The organism is Rickettsia endosymbiont of Urophora cardui (assembly GCF_964030725.1).
GTDB lineage: Bacteria > Pseudomonadota > Alphaproteobacteria > Rickettsiales > Rickettsiaceae > Rickettsia.
On record NZ_CAXIPY010000006.1, the window covers coordinates 993,904 to 1,017,839 of the forward strand.

The following is a 23,936-nucleotide window of genomic DNA, read 5'->3' on the forward strand; positions in this document are numbered from 1 at the left end:
AATTCTATTGAACACTGTTGGGCTAATTTTAAAAATTACTTGAGAAAAATTATTAAAAACTTTAAAGATTTTCGTGATGCAATAACGGCAGCAATGGTAAAAACCTTCCCGTGTTAGCTATACCACCTCCAAATGCATTTCCGATAGCACCACCAAACGAACTAAAAAAACTTCCAAACATATTTACTGAAGTTTTGACAAAAATTCTAATTTTTCTGACTAAAGTAAAAATTTATATTTAAAGTTAAATATTTAGTGCTTTTATCAGCTTAAAAGCGATATTTCTACAATTTAAAGTAAATTATTTGATATATAATACAAATTATAGATTGATACACTCGCCACTTTTTTTAATCTCTCAGGGTTTAATTCCCCGAAGCTCTGCTTCGTGATATCATAAGAAACAACTAAAACTTTTTTAGATACCTCGTAGCTCTGCTGCGAGGAGCATCATTAAAAATTTTTTGTCAAAACTTCAGATATTTACCATATTATAGTTTAATATGGATTGATATTAGCATTACAATGTGCTAACACTAAGATATGCTTTTCGGTTTAGTGTCATCCCATGGTGGCATTGCCCGCGTGGATAGAAAAACGCCCTACAGGTAGTCATACCGTGGCTTGGGAACTAGATCCAGAAAATAATAAAAAATACTAATTTTATTATTATTTTTTAACTGGATCCCGTGAATAAATCACGGGATGACAGGGGAGAGAATGATGCACGCAGGCAAAGCTGCCACGGGATGACAATGTATTATATTGGAGTATATTAATGTTTAAAAAATATATATTTATCTTATTACTACTTGTCACATCTATAGTTAAAGCAGAAAATATAGAAGTAAACAATTTAGATAAAATAAAACAAGATTTTGAAGAAAATTATATTAAAAATTATTTGCCGCAAGATTTACTAATGGTAATAGACTTGGATAAAATATTATTTAAGCCGTTATTATCTTTAGGTGAGCAAATCGATAAAGATGTTTATGCTAAACTCGCACCTACTTTGCAAAAGATGAGTAAAAACCCTAAAAATATTTATATAGATCAATTAATTTTAACAAGTGGTAAATATAAAAAGGAATTACTAGATTCTAACTTTCCAAATTTTGTAAGTGATATCAGCAATAAAAATATTCCTATAATAGCCGTAAATGGAGGTTTTACAGGTAATTTTAATAATATACCTAAATTTGAAATATGGATTGCTGATTATTTAAAAAAGAATTTTAACATTGATTTCTCAAATAGCTTTCCTAAAAATAATTATATTATTTTTAATAATTTAGAAAGTTTTTCGAATACTTATCCGGTATTTTATAAGGGTATATTAACTAGCAATAATATATCCGGTGCTGAGCTAATGATTAATTTTTGTGTTCAAATGAATTTTATGCCTAAGGTACTTATAATGGTTAGCGGTAGTACAGAGCTATTAAGTTCAATGGAAGCACAGCTGGCTAATTATAGTTCTTCTGTTGTATTTATTGGATATTATTATAATAATCAAGATAGTAGGGATAATAATGCAAACTATAATGTAATTATTAATGACTTGACTAATCAAATGAATAATATAACAAGAAATAACCCACCTTTAAAAACTAATAATGCAAAAAGTAACAACCCTTATGATCAAAGTAAATAAAATTTTACTCCATTTATTACTTTATTTAATTGTGCCAACTTCAAGCTATGGTCAAATAATTCCTACTTATTCTGTCAATTCTGTAACAATGAAAGATTTGTTACCCAAAATAGACCAAGATAGCCTTGTTTTAATAAATATAGATAATACTATTATAACGCCCAAATCAAAATTTTTTCGCTATAACGATAATCCTTATGTAAATTTTACCAAAAACTTATATAGTCTTGCAGTAAATGATTCATCAGTAAATAATTCTATAGCACAATTAATGCAACAACGCCAAATGATGCTTGTAGAAAAAAATTGGGTGGATTTTATTAATCAAATGAAAAAGCAAGGTGCAACAGTTTTAGGACTTCAAGAAATAACTACCCCATGTAATTTGATTGAAAATTATGAAGGATGGTTGTATACCTTACTTTACGGATTAGGGATTAATTTTACTAGTAAAGTTAATGATAAAGATGTATTTAGATTTGATCCAACTGATGCAAGTGCACCTATTTTTTATTTAGGAATAATATTTACTGGAAATACTAATAAAGTAAAGTCACTCATTGAATTTTTAAAAATTATACCAAAGGAGCCTAGCAAAATCATAGTATTTGCAAATAATAAACAAGATTTGAAAGATATGGATTCTTATTTAAGAAATGTTGATATAGAATATTATGGAATTGAATATTTGGGATGGCAACAATTACAAGGATCACCAGATCTAGAAGTCGCCAAATTGCAGCAATCAACTCTTCTAAATACAGGACAGTGGTTGGAGGATGATGTAGCTGCAAAAATGTTAAATAAATAGTATGAATAATAATTTAATAAATACTTTAAAAGATTTGATTATCGATACCGGTAAAATTGCTTTAGATATAAAAAAATCAGGAATATTAATTGATACTAAGTCAGATGGCTCGGTAGTTACCAATGCAGATAAAGAAATTAGTAAAATAATCTATCAAAATCTGCAAGACTTAACTCCAGAAATAGATATAGTATGTGAGGAACAGCCATTGCCAATACTTAGTAATAATACTTTTTGGTTAATTGATCCAATTGATGGAACACGAAGCTATGTAAACGGCAAAAGCACCTATACTATAAATATAGGTCTAATTAAAAATGGTGTACCAACTATTGGCTTGATATATCAACCTGAGACAGATAAATTATATTATACTGATAAAAAAAATCAGTTAAAAATCGAACAACATTCCAAAGAAATTCCTATCATTCATAAGCAAAAAGAGCTAAACGCTGTTATAGGTTTTTATCATTCAAATAAAGCAACTAAAGAATTTTTAAGTAAATATTCTTTTAATAAAATAGACGCAATAGGTAGTTCAATTAAATTATGTTTAATTGCTGAGGGTAGTGTGGATATTTGCCCTAAATTTGGTCAAACTATGGAATGGGATATAGCAGCAGGTCATGCTTTAATTAAAGCTGGTGGTGGTAATATTCTAGATCTAGATGGCAAAGAAATTACCTATGGTAAGAAAGACTTTGCCAATCCTAATTTTCTTGCATGCAGCAAATATTGGCTGGAGAATGTTGTTCCTGTATAGGAATTGTTGTGTAGATCAGTTCAACCATTGTCATTCCGTGGTTTTGCCACGGGATTCAGTAAAAAATACAAATATTTAAATGAAAACCGAAGTACCTGAAAGCTCTTTACATATTAGGGGCAGGCTAAATTTTATAAAATCGATGTCATGCCGTGGCTTGGGAACTAGATCCAAAAAATAATAAAAAATACTAATTTTATTAGTATTTTTAACTGGATCCCGCTACAAGTTCGCGGGGATGACAACTGGAAAACTGATTCACGCAACAATGCCGCCACGGGATGACACCGAGGGTGTTTTTCGGAGTCTTTTGCAATGATTGTGTAAATTTTTGTTGAGCCTATATTAGAAGTAATTCAAAATATAGGTAACAGAAATGCAAATAGAGAAGAATAAAAAAATAAATGAAGCAATAGATTTGCTGATAGAAGGCGGAGTAGATTTAAAAACAGTACTAAGTCAGAATGGAATGATGCTCCTCGCAGCAGAGCTACGAGGTATCTAAAAAAGTTTTAGTTGTTTCTTATGATATCACGAAGCAGAGCTTCGGGGAATTAAACCCTGAGAGATTAATTAAGGAATTAACCAAGGGTATTTTAGAGCGAGCACTGCATGCTGAGATGTCAGAACATTTAGGTTATAGCAAGTATGATAGAGCTGAAACTGAGAATACGAGGAATGGTAGTTTTAGTAAGAATCTGATTAGTGAGAATGGTACTATAGAGCTAAATGTTCCAAGAGACAGATAAGGTAAATTTGAACCTATAATAGTCTCAAAGAAACAAACAAGAATAGATGGCTTAGACCAAAAGATAATATCCTTATATGCGAAGGGTATGAGTGTGTCTGATATTAAAACACAATTGCAAGAATTATATGGAGCTGAGATCAGTGAGAGCCTAATCAGCAGGATTACAGATGAAGTAATAGATGAGGTCAAGATTTGGCAGAGTAGACCTCTTGAATCAGTATACCCTATAGTATATTTTGACTGTTTAGTAACGCTAATTTAGGATAAGGGATAGATAGAAAGCTTATAGATAAAGGGTTTAAAGGAGATTAATGTTGAGTTATGATAGATTTTTTTAATAAAAGATCAGTAACTCAACATCTGAAGTTTTGACAAAAAATTTTTATTAAAAAAAGTGGCGAGTGTATCAATCTATAATTTGTATTATATATCAAATAATTTACTTTAAATTGTAGAAATATCGCTTTTAAGCTGATAAAAGCACTAAATATTTAACTTTAAATATAAATTTTTACTTTAGTCAGAAAAATTAGAATTTTTGTCAAAACTTCAGTCAACATGAAAAGATGTATCATAACTGTATATTATTTAGTAGATAATTTTTGTAAAATATATGAAGAATGGATAGAACACCGTCTATTATCAACAAATCAGCAAAGGCATAGAATAGGAAAATTAAGTCTTGCAGAATTGATGACAATAGTCATATATTTTTATCTATCGCCTTGCAAGGACTTTAAAAACTATTATTTATACTACTGACCGCATAAATATAAGGGTTACTTTAATTTACCATGTTATAGTAGAATAGTACAATTATGGCCAAGGTTAATCTCTCAGGGTTTAATTGCTCTGCTTCGTGATATACTACTTGAAAGAAAGCAGTTATATACATAAGAGTCATAATGTCACAGTACTAATATATCATTTAGTAACGCCGGCAAAGTATAGAAGAGTAATATTCAATCAAGACCTAGATGATTATTTGTGTAAAATTTGTGAGCACATAGAAGATCGTTATGAAATTAGATTTTTAGAAATAGAAGTAGATAAAGATCACGTACATTTTTTATTACAGTCAATACCAATGTATAGCCCAACAAAAATAACTCAAATCATAAAAAGTATTACTTCTAAGAAAATGTTTGAGAAATATCCAAATCTTAAAGAAAAATTATGGGGAAGTGAGTTTTGGAGTAAAGGATATTTTATGAGCACAGTAGGTAAACATGGTGATGAGCAGAAATTACGTAATTATGTACAGAATCAAGGTTCGGGCAAACCTTCTTATAAAGCATTTCAACAAAAACAGTTAAAGCTTTTTGGATAGATACCTCGTAGCTCTGCTGCGAGGTATCTAAAAAAGTTTTAGTTGTTTCTTATGATATCACGAAGCAGAGCTTCGGGGAATTAAACCCTGAGAGATTAATAAGTTATGTTAATTTTTACTGATACATTTCTGTGTTGGTCTAATTTTGATATGGAGCTATTGTTAACGATTTTTTATCGTTCATCTAGTCCGTCCGCCAAAACTCTACAAGCCTTATAGATAATATGGTTTTAAGACAAGAAGTAATACAACAATCCGTAAGAAAATGATAAAATATGGTCATAAACCTTATGGATTTCAGTCAATGCCAATAGACAACATTATCAAATCGCAAGAACAAGGGAAACTGTTTGGTTATAAATTAAAAGAAGAATTAAACCCAAATAATAAGCTATATAAATTAAGAGAATTAATAAATTGGTCTAGGCTCGAAGAGTGGTTATCAAAAAATGTTTGTATTAAGAAATTTGGTAGAAATAGAAAATGTCATAGAGTGATGCTTGGCATAACGATGCTACAAGCAATGTATAATTTTTCAGATTCATTATCAGAGGAAGAGCTAAAAGAGAATATGTATTGGCAGTATTTCTGCGGGTGGGAATATATAGAAAAAGACATAGCTATCTCGGAAACTAGTATACGACGGTTTCGTAGTGTATTAGGTGAAGCTGGATATAATGAGATATTATCGGAGTTGATCAGGGTTGGGATAAAAACTAACACAATTAAAAAAAAAGATTTGGAATTAATCATCGCTGATACGACTGTACAAATTAAGAATATCAAACACCCACACGATGTTTATTTAATGGATAAAGCTAGGCTTAGCATAGTAAAGCTTTGCAACAGTTTGGGTATACATTTGAATGAAACATACGCTAGAACCTATAAACGCGATATAGTAAAGCTATGGAAATATAAAGAACATAGTAAAGCCAAGAAGCGTTGGAAAATAATGAAGCATTTAAAAATATTACTGGGTCGTTTGATTAGAGTATGTGAGCGTGAGATCAAAAATAAGCAATTAAACTTGTCTCTCAAAAATCAAGAAGTATTGCAAAAAATAAAACAAATACATAACCAATCTGTTTTAAAAAGAGAAGCTAAAAAGCAATATAAAGAAGATAACAAAGTATTATATAGTTTTCATGCCCCTGAAGTAGAGTGTATAGGAAAGGGAAAACGCAACAAGCCATATGAGTTTGGCAATAAAGTAGCGGTAGTAGTAAGTGGTCGTAGAAATTTTGTTTTATCCGCAAAATCGTTTCATAATAATCCTTATGATGGTCATACATTGCATCAGAGCTTTGAAGCAGTAGAGAGTGTCACTGGAATCAAGATAAAGAAATCATTTGTTGATCTTGGGTATAGTGGTAGCAATGTAAAGGAGAAGAGTAAGGTATATACCCCAAAAACGCGGAAGAAGTTGTTACAAGAGGACAAGTCTATGATCAAGAGACGCAGTGCCATAGAACCAATAATAGGTCACTTAAAGCAATATGGTCGGATGGGTAGAAACTTCTTGAAAGGTATGATAGGAGATATTATCAATCCAATAATCTCTGCTATTGGTTTGAATTTACGATGCATTGCAAATCATTTACAAATCGTGTCTAACTCCACATAAATCAAAAATATCATCATGCAAAAACTAGATGAACGATAAAAAATCGTTAACAATAGCTCCATATCAAAATTAGACCAACACAGAAATGTATCAGTAAAAATTAACATAACTTATTAATTTTTATTGAAAATCTTAGCAATTTGTTGTCAAAACTCTATCCCATTACAAATGATCAGGATTTGAAGTGTTTTTGGCGGATAGACCATCTAGTTTTTGCATGATGATATTTTTGATTTATGTGGAGTTAGACACGATTTGTAAATGATTTGCAATGCATCGTAAATTCAAACCAATAGCAGAGATTATTGGATTGATAATATCTCCTATCATACCTTTCAAGAAGTTTCTACCCATCCGACCATATTGCTTTAAGTGACCTATTATTGGTTCTATGGCACTGCGTCTCTTGATCATAGACTTGTCCTCTTGTAACAACTTCTTCCGCGTTTTTGGGGTATATACCTTACTCTTCTCCTTTACATTGCTACCACTATACCCAAGATCAACAAATGATTTCTTTATCTTGATTCCAGTGACACTCTCTACTGCTTCAAAGCTCTGATGCAATGTATGACCATCATAAGGATTATTATGAAACGATTTTGCGGATAAAACAAAATTTCTACGACCACTTACTACTACCGCTACTTTATTGCCAAACTCATATGGCTTGTTGCGTTTTCCCTTTCCTATACACTCTACTTCAGGGGCATGAAAACTATATAATACTTTGTTATCTTCTTTATATTGCTTTTTAGCTTCTCTTTTTAAAACAGATTGGTTATGTATTTGTTTTATTTTTTGCAATACTTCTTGATTTTTGAGAGACAAGTTTAATTGCTTATTTTTGATCTCACGCTCACATACTCTAATCAAACGACCCAGTAATATTTTTAAATGCTTCATTATTTTCCAACGCTTCTTGGCTTTACTATGTTCTTTATATAGCTAACGCGAAAAGGTTTTTACCATAGTTTTTGTATTTACTCACATATTCACCAGATCTAAATCCTATTAAACATTGCTGGACTAACTTTAAAAACTGTTTACATAAAATTATTGATCAATGCCTAAGTTTTTCCTAATCTGTGGTAGAAACATTTCCGTGTTAGCTATATTTCCATAGCTTTACTATATCGCGTTTATAGGTTCTAGCGTATGTTTCATTCAAATGTATACCCAAACTGTTGCAAAGCTTTACTATGCTAAGCCTAGCTTTATCCATTAAATAAACATCGTGTGGGTGTTTGATATTCTTAATTTGTACAGTCGTATCAGCGATGATTAATTCCAAATCTTTTTTTTTAATTGTGTTAGTTTTTATCCCAACCCTGATCAACTCCGATAATATCTCATTATATCCAGCTTCACCTAATACACTACGAAACCGTCGTATACTAGTTTCCGAGATAGCTATGTCTTTTTCTATATATTCCCACCCGCAGAAATACTGCCAATACATATTCTCTTTTAGCTCTTCCTCTGATAATGAATCTGAAAAATTATACATTGCTTGTAGCATCGTTATGCCAAGCATCACTCTATGACATTTTCTATTTCTACCAAATTTCTTAATACAAACATTTTTTGATAACCACTCTTCGAGCCTAGACCAATTTATTAATTCTCTTAATTTATATAGCTTATTATTTGGGTTTAATTCTTCTTTTAATTTATAACCAAACAGTTTCCCTTGTTCTTGCGATTTGATAATGTTGTCTATTGGCATTGACTGAAATCCATAAGGTTTATGACCATATTGTATCATTTTCTTACGGATTGTTGTATTACTTCTTGTCTTAAAACCATATTATCTATAAGGCTTGTAGAGTTTTGGCGGACGGACTTTATATTTTTCCCATAATAAATATTAAAAACATTTAACTAATTGTTTAAAATAATCGTGGCAAGCCACGGGGAATTTAACCCAACAGGGATTAAATTACTTCACCGCTTCAATTAGTTTTTTAACTCCGTCTACTGACTTATCAAATAAAGCTTGCTCATCGGTAGTTAGTTGCAGTTCGATTACTTTCTCTACGCCGTTTTTACCTATAATAATGGGTACGCCAGCATATAAATCTTTTACGCCATATTCGCCTTGTGAGTAAGCAGCACAGGTTAGAATTTGTCGTTTGTCTTGTAAATAAGATTCAAGCATTTCTACAGCAGAAGCAGCAGGGGCGTAATAAGCTGATCCTGTTTTAAGTAATGCCACGATTTCACCACCGCCATTTCTAGTGCGGTCAATTATTTTTTCGATACGTTCGTTAGTTGATAACCCCATTTTTACTAAGTCAGGTATAGGCACGCCTTTGACAGTAGAATATCTAGCAAGCGGTACCATAGCATCACCGTGACCGCCAAGAACTATACTACTAACGCTATTAGTTGATACTTTAAACTCCTCAGCAAGAAAAAGGTTAAATCTTGAGGAATCAAGTACGCCCGCCATACCAATGACTTTATTATGTGGCAAGCCGCTTTCTTTCAGCATCACGTAAACCATAACATCTAGCGGGTTGGTAATTACTATTACAAAAGCATTAGGAGCATATTGTTTAACATTTTCTGCAACGCTTTTCATAATACCGGTATTGACGCTAATTAAATCGTCTCTACTCATGCCAAGTTTTCTAGGCAAGCCGGCAGTGATAATTATTGCATCTGACCCTTCAATATCTTTATAATCATTTGTGCCTTTAATTTTGATATCAGAACCTGCTAAGGTATTTGCTTGCATTATATCTAGAGCTTTGCCTTGTGGAATCCCTTCAGCTACATCAAACAATACTATATCACCTAAATTTTTTAGACTGATTAAATGAGCAAGTGTGCCACCTATATTACCACTTCCTATCAATGAGATTTTTGGATTTTTTTTCATTATGTCCTCATACGTTTGAATATACGTATCTAATATATTATAAATATATTCAAGAAAAAAGGTTTTTTACAAGAAATACATTTTTACATAATGTCATTCCTGCGTAAGCATTGTTGCGTGGATCTGAAGTTTTGACACAAATTCTAATTTTTCTGACTAAAGTAAAAATTTATGTTTAAAGATGAAGAACTCGGCCGCAAGCGACCGAGTTTCAAAACAGGTTAAACTGCTTTGTTTCTTTTTCAATTTTATCCATTGCGTTTAGTTGATTTTGGTATCCACACAAAGTGATATAGCTAACGCGGAAAGGTTTTTACCATAGTTTTTGTATTTACTCACATATTCACCAGATCTAAATCCTATTAAACATTGCTGGACTAACTTTAAAAACTGTTTACGTAAAATTATTGATCAATGCCTAAGTTTTTTCTAATCTGTGGTAGCAACATTTCCGTGTTAGCTATACATTATTCTAAAAACATGATGACTATTACACCTCAATTCCATTCTACTAAATTATAATATGCCAACGCTTATATTATAACGCTATCCATCTAGGGAGCAAGCTCCCTAGATTTTCGCTATGCGGTTAAAGCAAGATCTGTTGTTGAATTAACAACTAATAAATATTTTCAGCGTAGTTGGTCAAGTGTATACAGAGCTATAGAGAATTTTTACTGTGCTCGTGATGAATCATTAAATATAAGAGATAAGCAACATTTTAAGACTCGAGAAGATATAGAAAAATACTTAATAAGTAAACTGATTAATCTCTCAGGGTTTAATTCCCCGAAGCTCTGCTTCGTGATATCATAAGAAACAACTAAAACTTTTTTAGATACCTCGTAGCTCTGCTGCGAGGAGCATCATTTAAATATAGATATATCATGGCTCATTTAACGATAGATGAAAGATTTAAAATATACGAAATGAATAAGAGTGGTTATAGCTCGCGATATATAGGGACAAAGATTGGCCGTGATAAAAGCACTATATGTTATGAACTCAAGAGAATGAGGCATAATTATAGACCAGATAGGGCTAACACACTTGCTTGCAGTTTAAGGCAAGGTAAGAGAAAAAGAAAATTAGATATTGATAATAATTTACGAGCAGAAATAATAAAGCAGTTAACACAGGGTATTTCACCAGATATAATTTCAGGTAGACGTAAACTATCACGAGATACTGTCAATATTTCTACAGAGAGTATATACCAGTTTATTTATACATCTCCTATAGCACAAAGGCAAAAATTATATTTATCTTTAGCAAGAAAAAGGAAAAATAGGTTGCATCATGGTACAAGAATCAGAAACAAAAGAATTACAATACCAAATCGAGTTTCCATTACTGAAAGACCAGAGATAAATAGAAAGATAGCAGCAATAGGTCATTTAGAAGGTGATTTAACTTTTAACAAAGGTAATCAAAGTCGTAATATAGGCGCTCTTGTGGATATCAGAACACAAAAAGTGTTTCTCACTTTAAACCGTTCAAAAAGAACACAAGATGTGATTGGTAACATGAATAAAAAACTTAAACAATTGTCGCATATAATCAAAAGCATAACGTTAGATAATGGCAAAGAATTTACCAATCATGAACAACTATTGCCAAAATCTGAACGAAAAGTATATTTTTGCAATCCTTATTCTCCATGGCAAAAACCATTGATAGAGAAGATTAACTCAATGGTGCACAGAGTATACTCTAAATCTTTAGATATAAAAAAATTAACAATAAAGCAATTACAAGAAATTGAGGATTTTTTAAATAATTTACCAAGAAAAGTGCTCGGTTATAAAACACCCAATGAGGTATGGGAAGAAAATATAAATCTGGCTTAATTAATACTGGAATTTACCCAATTCAAAATTGGAAAAAACAGTTTTTAGGTAATGCGGCATTAGCTTTTGAACCAGCTAAAGTTTTGAGTGAATATCAAGAACAAATAAATCATTTACAAGAGCAAAATGATGAACTTGCTAAAGCTCTTGGTAGAATCACAGTTGAGAGGGACTGGGGCCGTGGGAAAGCTCAAAAGCTTGCAGGAGTTTCGGGCTCTGTCTCATCAATTGTGTAAATTTCGTGAACCATTAAATTCTACCATCAAATTTGATCATAAAATGAGCCATAGCTTCATTCCAATTGGGGATAGGCATAGACCATTTTTTGGTAATATAATCAATTGTCAGATATAAAACTTTAAATACTGCGTCATCATTTGGAAAGATGCGTTTATTCTTAGTAACTTTTCTCAATTGGCTATTCAGCGATTCTATCGCATTTGTAGTGTAAATAATCTTACGAATCTCCTTTGGATATTGCAAGAAAATTATCAAATTATCCCAATTATTATACCAAGATTTAGCTATATGCGGATATTGCTTACTCCATTTTTGATCAAATGACTCAAGAGCTAATTCTGCTTCTTTTTCAGTAGCAGAAGTATAGATTAGTTTCAAATCCGCTGCTAATTGCTTTCTATCTTTATATGATACATATTTGAGGCTATTCCTGATCTGATGGACAATACAAATTTGATGTTCAGTTTTCGGATATACTGATGCAATAGCATCAGACATACCAGTTAGATTATCACTACAAGCAATTAAGATATCTTTTACTCCTCGATTCTTCATTTCAGTAAAATTACCAAGCCAAAATTTAGCTCCTTCATTCTCACTTATCCATAAGCCTAAAATATCCTTTCTGCCAGATAAATCTATTCCTAAAGCTACATATACTGATTTATTAATAATAAGTTTATCTTGTCTTACTTTCACTACTAAACAGTCAAAATATACTATAGGGTATACTGACTCAAGAGGTCTACTCTGCCAAATCTTGACCTCATCTATTACTTCATCTGTAATCCTGCTGATTAGGCTCTCACTGATCTCAGCTCCATATAATTCTTGCAATTGTGTTTTAATATCAGACACACTCATACCCTTCGCATATAAGGATATTATCTTTTGGTCTAAGCCATCTATTCTTGTTTGTTTCTTTGAGACTATTATAGGTTCAAATTTACCTTGTCTGTCTCTTGGAACATTTATCTCTATAGTACCATTCTCACTAATCAGATTCTTACTAAAACTACCATTCCTCGCATTCTCAGTTTCAGCTCTATCATACTTGCTATAACCTAAATGTTCTGACATCTCAGCATGCAGTGCTCGCTCTAAAATACCCTTGGTTAACTCCTTAATTAATCCATTCTGACTTAGTACTGTTTTTAAATCTACTCCGCCTTCTATCAGCAAATCTATTGCTTCATTTATTTTTTTATTCTTCTCTATTTGCATTTCTGTTACCTATATTTTTAATTACTTCTAATATAGGCTCAACAAAAATTTACACAATCATTGCAAAAGACTCGAGTTTCGCACTTAGCAAAATTGTGTATTAGTTAGAAGCCATTTAATGTTGTTCTGAATTGATGTTTTTATAACTTCCCAAGTTTGTTGATATAAAGTAATGTTTTCATTTATCCTCCTTTTGTTCATATCAAGCCAGGCCAATACAGCAAGGCAAATATGATTTCTTTGAGCTCGACCCGTGCGTGCCTGACAGCATTCAATACCACAAGTTTGTTTCAATTCTCGATGATAAACTTCTATAGACCAACGCGCCTTAACAATTTTCTCTATTTGCTCACGTGTAGGATTCTCTAAATTAGTTGTTATGTAATCAATGCGACCATTTTTTGCCACAAACTTAAATACCGTAACCCAACCGTATCCACGTAGGTGAATTTTTAGCCCTTCATCGGGAATCTCTAAAGTTTCCAAGCTAACATTACGATTAACTTTTCTATTTTTTCTTAGGTTGGTAACCCATATCCAACCTAAATTACGTATATGTTTTAAATTATCCAAACCACTATACCAAGCATCCATAACTATAGCATCAGGCTTGATACCTCTTTCTTTAGCTAAAGTAAGCATATCACAAAAATGCTCGTTCTTTGTTTTACCATCAGTTTCTTTATCATATATTCTATAATCTACAGGAGTAGATTGATCAATTTGAGTATTGTAATGCAGTAAGTTTACCATTCCTATACCAGGTATAACATCATGTACAGCCCCAGAATATTGATAATTTACAAGCTCGATCCTCTTACTGTATTGCTTTGACAATAAGGTGTCATCTCCCACTAATAAACAAGGATCTTCCAGATCAATATATTTTGACACTTTGCTATAGATTTCGCTAGGGCGAAAATCCTTACTCTTTAACCATCGACTTGCACTATCGTGCGATAGATCTAATGGACTTACTTTAGATAATGCTTTGCTAGTATATCTTACACTACTTGCTTGTAAGAATGATTTATATAAATCTTTGCTACATTTTGATCTTGTCATTTTTATCTAAAACTATTTTTCTCTAGATTAGCATATTATTTGCTAAGTGCGAAACTCCTGGCTTGGATTTATCAAATAAAAAGAGTCTTGTACACTCCAAGCTAAATCAACTCTCAAAATCAAGACAGTGTGAACTATTAAAGATTAGTCGATCTACAGCCTACTATAAATCCAAGGAGATGAGTATAAATAAATTAAGTATTTTAAATAGAATAGATGAAATATATACAGATAATCCTGAATTTGGTTATCGCTATATTCATCAACAGTTACTAGAAGATGGTTTTATTGTCGGTAAAGATCGAGTACTGAAATATATGAGGATGATGGGTATAAGATCTATAGCTACTTAACTTGATCAATATTGGACTAAATCTGGCTCAACAAAGCAAGTGTATGTGCCTAATGTGAATGAGGTTTGGAGTGGTGACATTACTTACATTAGAACTAATGGTGGCTTTATGTATATGGCAGCTATTATAGATTGGCATAGCAAGGCCATATTGAGCTATAAACTGTCAAATTCTATGGATGCATCTCTTGTAACTGATGTCTTGAAACAAGCTCTCAGTAAGTATAACGCTCCACAGATATTTAATAGTGATCAAGGTAGCCAATATACCAGTTATGACCACATAAATATTCTCAAGGAGCATGATATCCAAATTTCAATGAATGGCAAAGGTAGAAGTATTGATAATATAGTAATAGAAAGGTTTTTTAGAACTTTAAAATATAATGGTATCTTTATTAATGATTTTAACAATGTTAAAGAGTTAAAAGAGGGGATTGATCATTATCTGAATAAATATAATTATCACAGATTTCATTCAAGTATTGGTTATAAAAAGCCTATGAATGTATATCTGAATTATATGCAAAATTATCAGCAAATTGCTGCCTGATAATCGAAAAATTAGGAAAACATACTACTCATTTTTTTGTCTTGATTTTTCATGTATGGACCTCCTGTAGAATGCAAGAAAAAAATAACATCAATAATAAAAACAAACAAATGCAGTCATGTATCCGGCTTATAGCTGATAAATCAACCTAATTTATTCTACAGCCCTGATGGAATTCGCTGGCTTACAAACTATATACTTATCAGTCCATCGGCTTCTAAAAGAGCCACTGAAAAACGCAGTTTTTTTGTAAGCTAAGGTTTGTCTTATTTACCATCAATATTAATTATCTCAAGCATATTTCGGGTTGGAATCTCTTACATATTGTTTTGCTTTTACCTATTCATTATATAAATCACCATTTATTTTACTTATAAGTGCTATGCTACACACTCTTTAGCTACAAACTTTACTCTCTACATAATCATCTCCTGATCTTAGTACAGCAAACACCACTCTTGCCAACTTATTAGCTATGGCAACTGTCGTTTTATTATGGCTACTTCGCTCAGATAAATTAAACATCCATTTCGTAAATTGGCTAAAATCTTTTTTAGATTTCTGTTCTTCCGATGTAAATCTTATCTTGGCATTTAGTACAGCTCTAGCCCCTTGAATTAATAAAGTGCGTAAGTATACATCACCTCGCTTGCTAATTCCCAGCAGCTTATCCTTCCCACCACTTGAATGTTGTCTTGGCACTAATCCTAGCCATGCCGATAATTGCCTGCCATTCTCAAAACTTGTAGCATTACCTATTGATGCTATTAAAGCAGTAGCAGTAATTAAACCAAGACCAGGTATAGCTCTTAATCGTTGATATTGAGTTAGGTTACTTGCTATCATTGTTAATCGTTTTTCTATCTCTTTTATTTTTCTGTTATTATCTAAGAATTCTTCTTTTAGTTCACTAAATGTTTGATAACTTAACTGGCTTAATTTCCCTGCATCTAAAATCTCAATTAATTTTGTGATAACCTTATTAATGCCTTGAGGAACAATAAAACCAAACTCATGTAGTAGCCCCCTAATTTCATTAGCAAGTGCTGTACGATTTTTTACCAATCTCTCTCTTACCCTATGTATTGATAAAATTTCTTGTTGCTCTATAGTTTTAATTGCAACAAATCTCATATTAGGTCTTGTCACGGCTTCACATATCGCTTCAGCATCTGCTTGATCATTTTTATTAGTTTTAACATATGGTTTGACAAATTGCGGTGCCATTAGTTTTACTTCATGCCCTAATTTAGTTATTTCTCTTGCCCAATAACTAGAACCACCACAAGCTTCCATCCCTACTAAACATTGTGGTAAATTAGCCATAAATGTCAAAACCTGATCTCTCATCAATTTTTTCTTTAATACTGTCTTGCCATTTTTATCTACACCATGAATTTGAAAAATTCTTTTTGCAATATCTATACCAATTGTAGTAACCTCCATATGGACCTCCTTAATTGTTGTTTTAATATGTTAAATATTAACCCTAGAAGATTAGCAACTGCTTTTCATTCTCTATATCAGGAGGTCCATACCATTAGTCCACTATCGTTATTGATTATAGACATATTATTGATAGTTTAGTACGTAAACCTGGAGCATTTGTTCAATATCAATATTATGAAGCTTTATTCCCACGTGCTATATTTCGTCAGGTATATGACCAGCTTATCTCTATATATCCATATAAAGGGCATAAAATATATCTTAAAATATTACAATTAGCAAAAATGTATGGAGAATTGAATGTAGTTACTGCATTAGCAGTGCTATTAGAAAAGAAGATTGAGCCAATAATTGATCATATTACAGATTTACTAAATAGCCAGACTCAAACTGTTTGTTCAGTAAAAATTAATCAACCAATACTGTCTGAATATGATCAATTACATTGCTTTAAAACAATGGAGGTTGCATGAGTAAACAGATAATAACTCCGCAACCGCTAAATAATTTACTCAAGAACCTTTGCTTACCTACTTTTGCATCGTGCTATAAATCAGTTGCAGAAAGCTTTGAGCAAGAAAAGAAAACATATATAGATTATCTACAGGAGTTAGCCATACGTGAGTTAGAACATAGACAACAACAACGTATTGCCAGATTGCTGAAGCAAGCAAAACTCTCTCGAGATAAGTTATTAAGCAACTTTGATATTAAGCGTATCCCAGGATTATCGCCAACTAAGATCCAATATCTTGCACAAGGAGAATTTATGGATCGCTATGAAAATATACTTATTTTTGGTAATCCTGGCACTGGCAAAAGTCATCTTAGTATAGGTTTAGCACGTGAGTGGTGTCTTGCTGGTAGACGTGTATTATATACAACAGCAGCTAATTTGGTTCAACAATTACTAGAAGCAAAGCTTAGTTTAAAACTTAAGCAAATTATTAAAAAATTCGATTATTTTGAAATATTGATAATTGATGATATATCATATGTACCATATAATCGTGAAGAAACTGATGTTTTATTTACCTTATTAGCTGAACGTTATGAAATGCGTAGTGTATTAATTACTAGCAATTTAGTTTTTGCAAAATGGAATACTATTTTTAAAGATGAAATGACTACGTCAGCAGTTATTGACAGATTGGTTCACCATTCTTCAATTCTTGAACTCAATACTGAAAGTTATAGAATCGCTACAGCTAAAGGCAAAAAATTAACTATAAAATCGGAGGATAATAATGTAACACTTTAGACAATATTTTTTACTCAAAAATGGGTAATTTTAATTCGTCATGGGTAATTCTAATGTTCGTTCATCAGAAGTAATACTTTTTATGATTTGAGTTATTTTTGTTGGGCTATACATTGGTATTGACTGTAATAAAGAGTCTTTTGCAATGATTGTGTAAATTTTTGTTGAGCCTATATTAGAAGTAATTAAAAATATAGGTAACAGAAATGCAAATAGAGAAGAATAAAAAAATAAATGAAGCAATAGATTTGCTGATATAGCTAACGCGGAAAGGTTTTTACCATAGTTTTTGTATTTACTCACATATTCACCAGATCTAAATCCTATTAAACATTGCTGGACTAACTTTAAAAACTGTTGACGTAAAATTATTGATCAATGCCTAAGTTTTTCCTAATCTGTGGTAGAAACATTTCCGTGTTAGCTATAGAAGGTGGAGTAGATTTAAAAACAGTACTAAGTCAGAATGGATTAATTAAGGAATTAACCAAGGGTATTTTAGAGCGAGCACTGCATGCTGAGATGTCAGAACATTTAGGTTATAGCAAGTATGATAGAGCTGAAACTGAGAATGCGAGGAATGGTAATTTTAGTAAGAATCTGATTAGTGAGAATGGTACTATAGAGCTAAATGTTCCAAGAGACAGACAAGGTAAATTTGAACCTATAATAGTCTCAAAGAAACAAACAAGAATAGATGGCTTAGACCAAAAGATAATATCCTTATATGCGAAGGGTATGAGTGTGTCTGATATTAAAACACAATTGCAAGAATTATATGGAGCTGAGATCAGTGAGAGCCTAATCAGCAGGATTACAGATGAAGTAATAGATGAGGTCAAGATTTGGCAGAGTAGACCTCTTGAATCAGTATACCCTATAGTATATTTTGACTGTTTAGTAGTGAAAGTAAGACAAGATAAACTTATTATTAATAAATCAGTATATGTAGCTTTAGGAATAGATTTATAGCTAACACGGAAATGTTTCTACCACAGATTAGGAAAAACTTAGGCATTGATCAATAATTTTACGTAAACAGTTTTTAAAGTTAGTCCAGCAATGTTTAATAGGATTGAGATCTGGTGAATATGTGAGTAAATACAAAAACTATGGTAAAAACCTTTCCGCGTTAGCTATATCTGGCAGAAAGGATATTTTAGGCTTATGGATAAGTGAGAATGAAGGAGCTAAATTTTGGCTTGGTAATTTTACTGAAATGAAGAATCGAGGAGTAAAAGATATCTTAATTGCTTGTAGTGATAATCTAACTGGTATGTCTGATGCTATTGCATCAGTATATCCGAAAACTGAACATCAAATTTGTATTGTCCATCAGATCAGGAATAGCCTCAAATATGTATCATATAAAGATAGAAAGCAATTAGCAGCGGATTTGAAACTAATCTATACTTCTGCTACTGAAAAAGAAGCAGAATTAGCTCTTGAGTCATTTGATCAAAAATGGAGTAAGCAATATCCGCATATAGCTAAATCTTGGTATAATAATTGGGATAATTTGATAATTTTCTTGCAATATCCAAAGGAGATTCGTAAGATTATTTACACTACAAATGCGATAGAATCGCTGAATAGCCAATTGAGAAAAGTTACTAAGAATAAACGCATCTTTCCAAATGATGACGCAGTATTTAAGGTTTTATATCTGACAATTGATTATATTACCAAAAAATGGTCTATGCCTATCCCCAATTGGAATGAAGCTATGGCTCATTTTATGATCAAATTTGATGGTAGAATTTAATGGTTCACGAAATTTACACAATTGATGAGACAGAGCCGTAATAAAAAATGTACGTGATCTTTATCTACTCCTATTTCTAAAAATCTAATTTCATAACGATCTTCAAACTGGATTCTGCCGTTACTGGGAATGACATCAGAGCCATACGACCAATAACAAGCCACGGCATTGCCCTCATCAAAAAGCTATTTTCTACCTTTATACCACAAAAAATATAAAGGAATGCCGGCTATAGTAAAAGCACTAGCTATGATTAATGTTTTAATAGGTGTTTCATAAATAACCCAAGCACAAAAAATAATTGATATTATAGCCATCAATAAATAATAATAAGAAAAATTTTTCTTTGAACTAAGAAGAATTACTTTTAAAAACGCTACGCTGCAAATTAAGTAAACGAATAAAAACGCTATTGCCGAGAAATCTATTATTTTGGTAATCTGCTCAGCAAAATTATCATTCGCTGTAAATACTAATAACGGCACAATACCAAGGCAACTTACAATAATCCCCCACACCGGTGCATTATTACTATTTTTCTTGGCAAAAAATTTCGGTAATAAACCATCTTCAGCAAGCCCTAAAGCAATTTGTCCGCTAGTTAGTACCCAAGCATTAAGCGTGCCAATGCAAATAATAGATGCAATAACGGAAATCACACTAGACCATTTACCGCCAAATAATAAAGCTGCGGCATCAGTATAAGGAGCTTTGGAGATAATAAGATCAGATGCTGGAATTAAACCCATTATACCGATACTATTAATAAGATATAGCACGGCAACGCAGAAAGTTCCGAGCATTATAGCCCTTGGGATAGTCTTAGAAGGATTTTTTACCGAGCCTGCCGTAGTTGTTGCACACTCTACCCCGATAAACCCCCAGAAGGTAAGCAGTGCTACCCTACCCATAATAGCCGGAACGCTTAAATTCTCTACTTCCTCAGCAATAGCTATATTATCTATGTTAAAATGCGATAACGCACATACTCCCACTATTAATAAAGGTACGAATTTTAATAATGTTAAATAAAACTCTGCTTTGCCTGCCACTTCAGGACCTTTTAAATTTAAAATCATGATGGCAGCTAGTAATATTATCTGTAATATTAAATCTAATATTGCTTGTGATTTGAAGAAAGGAGTTAGATAACCTATAGCAGAGATTACAACTATACTAGTGCTAATAAATGATATAACCCAATAAGTCCAGCCAACAAAAAAGGCGGCTTTTTCGCCAAAGCTCTCACGGATATAAACATGCGGACCACCTGTCTTAGGAAATTTTGCACATAGATATGAAAATACAAGTGCAATGCTCATAGCACCAAATAGCGATAGCACCCACCCCCATATGCTATATATACCGTAAGGTGCTAAACTCAAAGGAAGTATAAAAACACTAGTACCGATTTGGCTACCAGTTACTAATGCAAAAACTGCCCAAAAACCTAATTTTTGTGACATAGAAAGATATTAAAAAAAGGAAATTATACCTATAAAAACGATTTTATGCAACTTATTAAAGTATTATTATTAACGCGAGTTTCGTATTCCAAAAGTCGCTTAATACCTGATAAACATTGGGCTACGGGGATATTCATAATACCGTTTTTGGTATAAAATTAGCTAAAAATGCATAATTGCGGCTCTGGATATATAAGTGTGTAAATTCTAAAATAGGCAATGATGCTCCTCGCAGCAGAGCTACGAGGTATCTAAAAAAGTTTTAGTTGTTTCTTATGATATCACGAAGCAGAGCTTCGGGGAATTAAACCCTGAGAGATTAAAAATTGATTATATCTGGCTTAATTAATTATAGAACTTTCCATAGCAGATGTTGATTCACTGCTTGCTTAAATGTATCATGACTTTTTTCGACAGAACCATTTTCATGACTGACGCCTGGATTATTTCGCGATGGTGCAACATTGTAATAACCAAGCAATTCTTGCCATCTTTCTGTAAATTGTCTACTATTACCACATTGCTTGGTAGCTGCACTTAAATTATCTGTACGATGCTCTGGTAAAACTCCACCTAACTCCCATACAGCTTTTTCAAACCCTGATGCTAATGTATCAAAACTTTCACTATGGCATATGCTAAAAGTTTCCCAACATGAATAAGGCAACATAAAATGAAATAGTAAGTGAGGATATGGTTGCCCACCACTACAAATACCCAATTGATTCATATTGGTCCAATCAGACTGACTCTGTTTGCCAGGAAGAATATTTTGTAAAAAGATTACTGTCTTATCCTTACCATGTGCAGCTCTCCATTGTTTCAACCTTTTCTGCAAACAGCGTAATTGCTTCCCATTATAATTCCCATGATACTTTTCTGTCAAATATGCTAATATGGTAGTTGCTTGCAACTCCGGTGCTGATTCTAGCATTGATTCTATTTCATCCCAGTGCTTCACAAATGGATCCTTACGTGTCCTATATTTACGTATTGTGCGTAATTCGCTTGGATACTTATTAATACGTAAATACTTACGTGCCGTTTTTACACTCATACCTGCTTTTGCAGCAGAAATTATCTGATTATATTTTTTGATCTTTTGCATTAAAATACCTACTTGGTTATTTGTACATGTCATCAGTAATTCTCGAATAATATTTAAATATTTAAAAATAAATTTTTATTCGATTTTACTGTCCATAGTTACTTCTTTTTTATAGGTAATTTTAATGTTCGTTGAGGGTAATTCTAATATTCGTTAGTCATTTTTTGGTCTAAAATTACATTTGGTTATTAACGAAAAAGGTGAGATTCAAGGTCTAAAACTAACGCCTGGTAATGGGAAAGTTCTATAATTAATTAAGCCAGATATAATCAATTTTTAATCTCTCAGGGTTTAATTCCCCGAAGCTCTGCTTCGTGATATCATAAGAAACAACTAAAACTTTTTTAGATACCTCGTAGCTCTGCTGCGAGGAGCATCATTTAAATATAGATATATCATGGCTCATTTAACGATAGATGAAAGATTTAAAATATACGAAATGAATAAGAGTGGTTATAGCTCGCGATATATAGGGACAAAGATTGGCCGTGATAAAAGCACTATATGTTATGAACTCAAGAGAATGAGGCATAATTATAGACCAGATAGGGCTAACACACTTGCTTGCAGTTTAAGGCAAGGTAAGAGAAAAAGAAAATTAGATATTGATAATAATTTACGAGCAGAAATAATAAAGCAGTTAACACAGGGTATTTCACCAGATATAATTTCAGGTAGACGTAAACTATCACGAGATACTGTCAATATTTCTACAGAGAGTATATACCAGTTTATTTATACCAGGAGTTTCGCACTTAGCAAAATTGTGTATTAGTTAGAAGCCATTTAATGTTGTTCTGAATTGATGTTTTTATAACTTCCCAAGTTTGTTGATATAAAGTAATGTTTTCATTTATCCTCCTTTTGTTCATATCAAGCCAGGCCAATACAGCAAGGCAAATATGATTTCTTTGAGCTCGACCCGTGCGTGCCTGACAGCATTCAATACCACAAGTTTGTTTCAATTCTCGATGATAAACTTCTATAGACCAACGCGCCTTAACAATTTTCTCTATTTGCTCACGTGTAGGATTCTCTAAATTAGTTGTTATGTAATCAATGCGACCATTTTTTGCCACAAACTTAAATACCGTAACCCAACCGTATCCACGTAGGTGAATTTTTAGCCCTTCATCGGGAATCTCTAAAGTTTCCAAGCTAACATTACGATTAACTTTTCTATTTTTTCTTAGGTTGGTAACCCATATCCAACCTAAATTACGTATATGTTTTAAATTATCCAAACCACTATACCAAGCATCCATAACTATAGCATCAGGCTTGATACCTCTTTCTTTAGCTAAAGTAAGCATATCACAAAAATGCTCGTTCTTTGTTTTACCATCAGTTTCTTTATCATATATTCTATAATCTACAGGAGTAGATTGATCAATTTGAGTATTGTAATGCAGTAAGTTTACCATTCCTATACCAGGTATAACATCATGTACAGCCCCAGAATATTGATAATTTACAAGCTCGATCCTCTTACTGTATTGCTTTGACAATAAGGTGTCATCTCCCACTAATAAACAAGGATCTTCCAGATCAATATATTTTGACACTTTGCTATAGATTTCGCTAGGGCGAAAATCCTTACTCTTTAACCATCGACTTGCACTATCGTGCGATAGATCTAATGGACTTACTTCAGATAATGCTTTGCTAGTATATCTTACACTACTTGCTTGTAAGAATGATTTATATAAATCTTTGCTACATTTTGATCTTGTCATTTTTATCTAAAACTATTTTTCTCTAGATTAGCATATTATTT

23 protein-coding genes and 6 pseudogenes are annotated in these 23,936 nt (G+C 32.3%); 19 read left to right on the plus strand and 10 right to left on the minus strand.

Annotation, left to right across the window (positions count from 1 at the left end):
- The first annotated feature begins 6 nt into the window (after positions 1-6).
- The 9 genes and pseudogenes from AAHI98_RS18265 to AAHI98_RS13400 all read left to right on the plus strand — a co-directional run bounded on the left by AAHI98_RS18265 (position 7) and on the right by AAHI98_RS13400 (position 6,939).
- Positions 7-117: a hypothetical protein gene (locus AAHI98_RS18265; protein WP_410526262.1), complete on the plus strand. Its 111-nt coding sequence runs from the start codon at positions 7-9 to the stop codon at positions 115-117.
- Positions 118-778: 661 nt separating this feature from the next.
- Positions 779-1,657: a DUF2608 domain-containing protein gene (locus AAHI98_RS13370; RefSeq protein ID WP_342226075.1), complete on the plus strand. Its 879-nt coding sequence runs from the start codon at positions 779-781 to the stop codon at positions 1,655-1,657.
- Complete coding sequence (locus AAHI98_RS13375) at positions 1,620-2,468, plus strand: DUF2608 domain-containing protein (protein WP_342226076.1); 849 nt, start codon at positions 1,620-1,622, stop codon at positions 2,466-2,468. Before AAHI98_RS13370 ends, AAHI98_RS13375 begins: the two co-directional genes overlap by 38 nt.
- Position 2,469: 1 nt before the next feature.
- Positions 2,470-3,231, plus strand: coding sequence for a 3'(2'),5'-bisphosphate nucleotidase CysQ family protein (locus AAHI98_RS13380; protein ID WP_342226077.1), 762 nt, complete (start codon positions 2,470-2,472; stop codon positions 3,229-3,231).
- Positions 3,232-3,607: 376 nt separating this feature from the next.
- Positions 3,608-3,736: a hypothetical protein gene (locus tag AAHI98_RS13385; protein ID WP_342224793.1), complete on the plus strand. Its 129-nt coding sequence runs from the start codon at positions 3,608-3,610 to the stop codon at positions 3,734-3,736.
- A 25-nt stretch (positions 3,737-3,761) separates the two neighbouring features.
- Positions 3,762-4,241: pseudogene (locus AAHI98_RS13390) on the plus strand (transposase); the annotation flags it as partial.
- A gap of 299 nt (positions 4,242-4,540) precedes the next feature.
- A pseudogene (locus AAHI98_RS18275) lies at positions 4,541-4,816 on the plus strand (IS982 family transposase); the annotation flags it as partial.
- A 37-nt stretch (positions 4,817-4,853) separates the two neighbouring features.
- Positions 4,854-5,312, plus strand: coding sequence for an IS200/IS605 family transposase (gene tnpA, locus AAHI98_RS13395; RefSeq protein WP_342226078.1), 459 nt, complete (start codon positions 4,854-4,856; stop codon positions 5,310-5,312).
- 265 nt (positions 5,313-5,577) lie between these two features.
- Positions 5,578-6,939 (plus strand): IS5 family transposase, encoded by a 1,362-nt coding sequence (locus AAHI98_RS13400; protein ID WP_342224717.1) that lies wholly within the window; start codon positions 5,578-5,580, stop codon positions 6,937-6,939.
- 234 nt (positions 6,940-7,173) lie between these two features.
- Here the strand turns inward: AAHI98_RS13400 and AAHI98_RS13405 are convergent, their stop codons facing one another.
- From AAHI98_RS13405 to mdh, 3 genes are all read right to left on the minus strand, one after another.
- Positions 7,174-7,845 (minus strand): transposase, encoded by a 672-nt coding sequence (locus tag AAHI98_RS13405; protein WP_342225471.1) that lies wholly within the window; start codon positions 7,843-7,845, stop codon positions 7,174-7,176.
- Between the two features lie 202 nt (positions 7,846-8,047).
- Positions 8,048-8,707 (minus strand): transposase, encoded by a 660-nt coding sequence (locus tag AAHI98_RS13410; protein ID WP_342226079.1) that lies wholly within the window; start codon positions 8,705-8,707, stop codon positions 8,048-8,050.
- 174 nt (positions 8,708-8,881) lie between these two features.
- Positions 8,882-9,826: a malate dehydrogenase gene (mdh, locus tag AAHI98_RS13415; protein WP_342226080.1), complete on the minus strand. Its 945-nt coding sequence runs from the start codon at positions 9,824-9,826 to the stop codon at positions 8,882-8,884.
- An 887-nt stretch (positions 9,827-10,713) separates the two neighbouring features.
- On the opposite strand from mdh, the gene AAHI98_RS13420 reads away from it, so the two are divergent.
- Together AAHI98_RS13420 and AAHI98_RS13425 are read left to right on the plus strand one after the other, a co-directional pair.
- The gene (locus AAHI98_RS13420; protein ID WP_342224646.1) at positions 10,714-11,676 is read left to right on the plus strand and encodes an IS30 family transposase; all 963 of its coding nucleotides are present in this window, start codon (positions 10,714-10,716) and stop codon (positions 11,674-11,676) included.
- Positions 11,649-11,912: a hypothetical protein gene (locus AAHI98_RS13425; protein WP_342226081.1), complete on the plus strand. Its 264-nt coding sequence runs from the start codon at positions 11,649-11,651 to the stop codon at positions 11,910-11,912. Before AAHI98_RS13420 ends, AAHI98_RS13425 begins: the two co-directional genes overlap by 28 nt.
- Positions 11,913-11,925: 13 nt before the next feature.
- Here AAHI98_RS13425 and AAHI98_RS13430 read toward each other — a convergent pair whose 3' ends face one another.
- Both AAHI98_RS13430 and AAHI98_RS13435 read right to left on the minus strand, forming a co-directional pair.
- Positions 11,926-13,140, minus strand: coding sequence for an IS256 family transposase (locus AAHI98_RS13430; RefSeq protein ID WP_342224684.1), 1,215 nt, complete (start codon positions 13,138-13,140; stop codon positions 11,926-11,928).
- A gap of 84 nt (positions 13,141-13,224) precedes the next feature.
- Positions 13,225-14,205, minus strand: coding sequence for an IS701 family transposase (locus AAHI98_RS13435; protein WP_342225110.1), 981 nt, complete (start codon positions 14,203-14,205; stop codon positions 13,225-13,227).
- Between the two features lie 62 nt (positions 14,206-14,267).
- On the opposite strand from AAHI98_RS13435, the gene AAHI98_RS13440 reads away from it, so the two are divergent.
- Positions 14,268-14,558 (plus strand): IS3 family transposase, encoded by a 291-nt coding sequence (locus AAHI98_RS13440; RefSeq protein WP_342226082.1) that lies wholly within the window; start codon positions 14,268-14,270, stop codon positions 14,556-14,558.
- A 39-nt stretch (positions 14,559-14,597) separates the two neighbouring features.
- Entirely contained in the window at positions 14,598-15,110 is a 513-nt protein-coding gene (locus tag AAHI98_RS13445) for an IS3 family transposase (RefSeq protein WP_342226083.1), read from the plus strand.
- Between the two features lie 396 nt (positions 15,111-15,506).
- On the opposite strand, the gene AAHI98_RS13450 is transcribed toward AAHI98_RS13445, so the two are convergent.
- The gene (locus tag AAHI98_RS13450; protein ID WP_342224642.1) at positions 15,507-16,556 is read right to left on the minus strand and encodes an IS110 family RNA-guided transposase; all 1,050 of its coding nucleotides are present in this window, start codon (positions 16,554-16,556) and stop codon (positions 15,507-15,509) included.
- 299 nt (positions 16,557-16,855) lie between these two features.
- Here AAHI98_RS13450 and AAHI98_RS13455 point away from each other — a divergent pair, with 299 nt between their 5' ends.
- Both AAHI98_RS13455 and istB read left to right on the plus strand, forming a co-directional pair.
- Positions 16,856-17,032: a hypothetical protein gene (locus tag AAHI98_RS13455; protein WP_342226084.1), complete on the plus strand. Its 177-nt coding sequence runs from the start codon at positions 16,856-16,858 to the stop codon at positions 17,030-17,032.
- Positions 17,029-17,820, plus strand: a complete 792-nt coding sequence (gene istB / locus AAHI98_RS13460; protein WP_342225796.1) for an IS21-like element helper ATPase IstB — start codon at positions 17,029-17,031, stop codon at positions 17,818-17,820. The genes AAHI98_RS13455 and istB overlap by 4 nt, the downstream gene beginning before the upstream one ends.
- Before the next feature lie 30 nt (positions 17,821-17,850).
- Here istB and AAHI98_RS13465 read toward each other — a convergent pair whose 3' ends face one another.
- Positions 17,851-18,123, minus strand: a complete 273-nt coding sequence (locus tag AAHI98_RS13465; RefSeq protein ID WP_342226085.1) for a hypothetical protein — start codon at positions 18,121-18,123, stop codon at positions 17,851-17,853.
- A gap of 75 nt (positions 18,124-18,198) precedes the next feature.
- Between AAHI98_RS13465 and AAHI98_RS13470 the strand changes: the two are divergent.
- Both AAHI98_RS13470 and AAHI98_RS13475 read left to right on the plus strand, forming a co-directional pair.
- A pseudogene (locus AAHI98_RS13470) lies at positions 18,199-18,789 on the plus strand (IS256 family transposase); the annotation flags it as partial.
- Between the two features lie 175 nt (positions 18,790-18,964).
- Positions 18,965-19,585: pseudogene (locus tag AAHI98_RS13475) on the plus strand (IS256 family transposase); the annotation flags it as partial.
- A 185-nt stretch (positions 19,586-19,770) separates the two neighbouring features.
- Here the strand turns inward: AAHI98_RS13475 and AAHI98_RS13480 are convergent.
- Entirely contained in the window at positions 19,771-21,051 is a 1,281-nt protein-coding gene (locus tag AAHI98_RS13480; protein ID WP_342226087.1) for an APC family permease, read from the minus strand.
- A 349-nt stretch (positions 21,052-21,400) separates the two neighbouring features.
- Positions 21,401-22,192 carry an IS21 family transposase gene (gene istA / locus AAHI98_RS13485; protein ID WP_342226088.1) on the minus strand — a complete coding sequence of 264 codons (792 nt, stop codon included), beginning with the start codon at positions 22,190-22,192 and terminating at the stop codon, positions 21,401-21,403.
- Positions 22,193-22,319: 127 nt separating this feature from the next.
- Between istA and AAHI98_RS18280 the strand changes: the two are divergent.
- Positions 22,320-22,394: pseudogene (locus AAHI98_RS18280) on the plus strand (transposase); the annotation flags it as partial.
- A 162-nt stretch (positions 22,395-22,556) separates the two neighbouring features.
- A pseudogene (locus AAHI98_RS13490) lies at positions 22,557-22,931 on the plus strand (transposase); the annotation flags it as partial.
- Here the strand turns inward: AAHI98_RS13490 and AAHI98_RS13495 are convergent.
- A complete protein-coding gene (locus AAHI98_RS13495; protein ID WP_342224656.1) occupies positions 22,915-23,895 on the minus strand; it encodes an IS701 family transposase in 981 nt (326 codons plus the stop codon). The pseudogene AAHI98_RS13490 and the gene AAHI98_RS13495 overlap by 17 nt on opposite strands.
- Positions 23,896-23,936 lie beyond the last annotated feature (41 nt).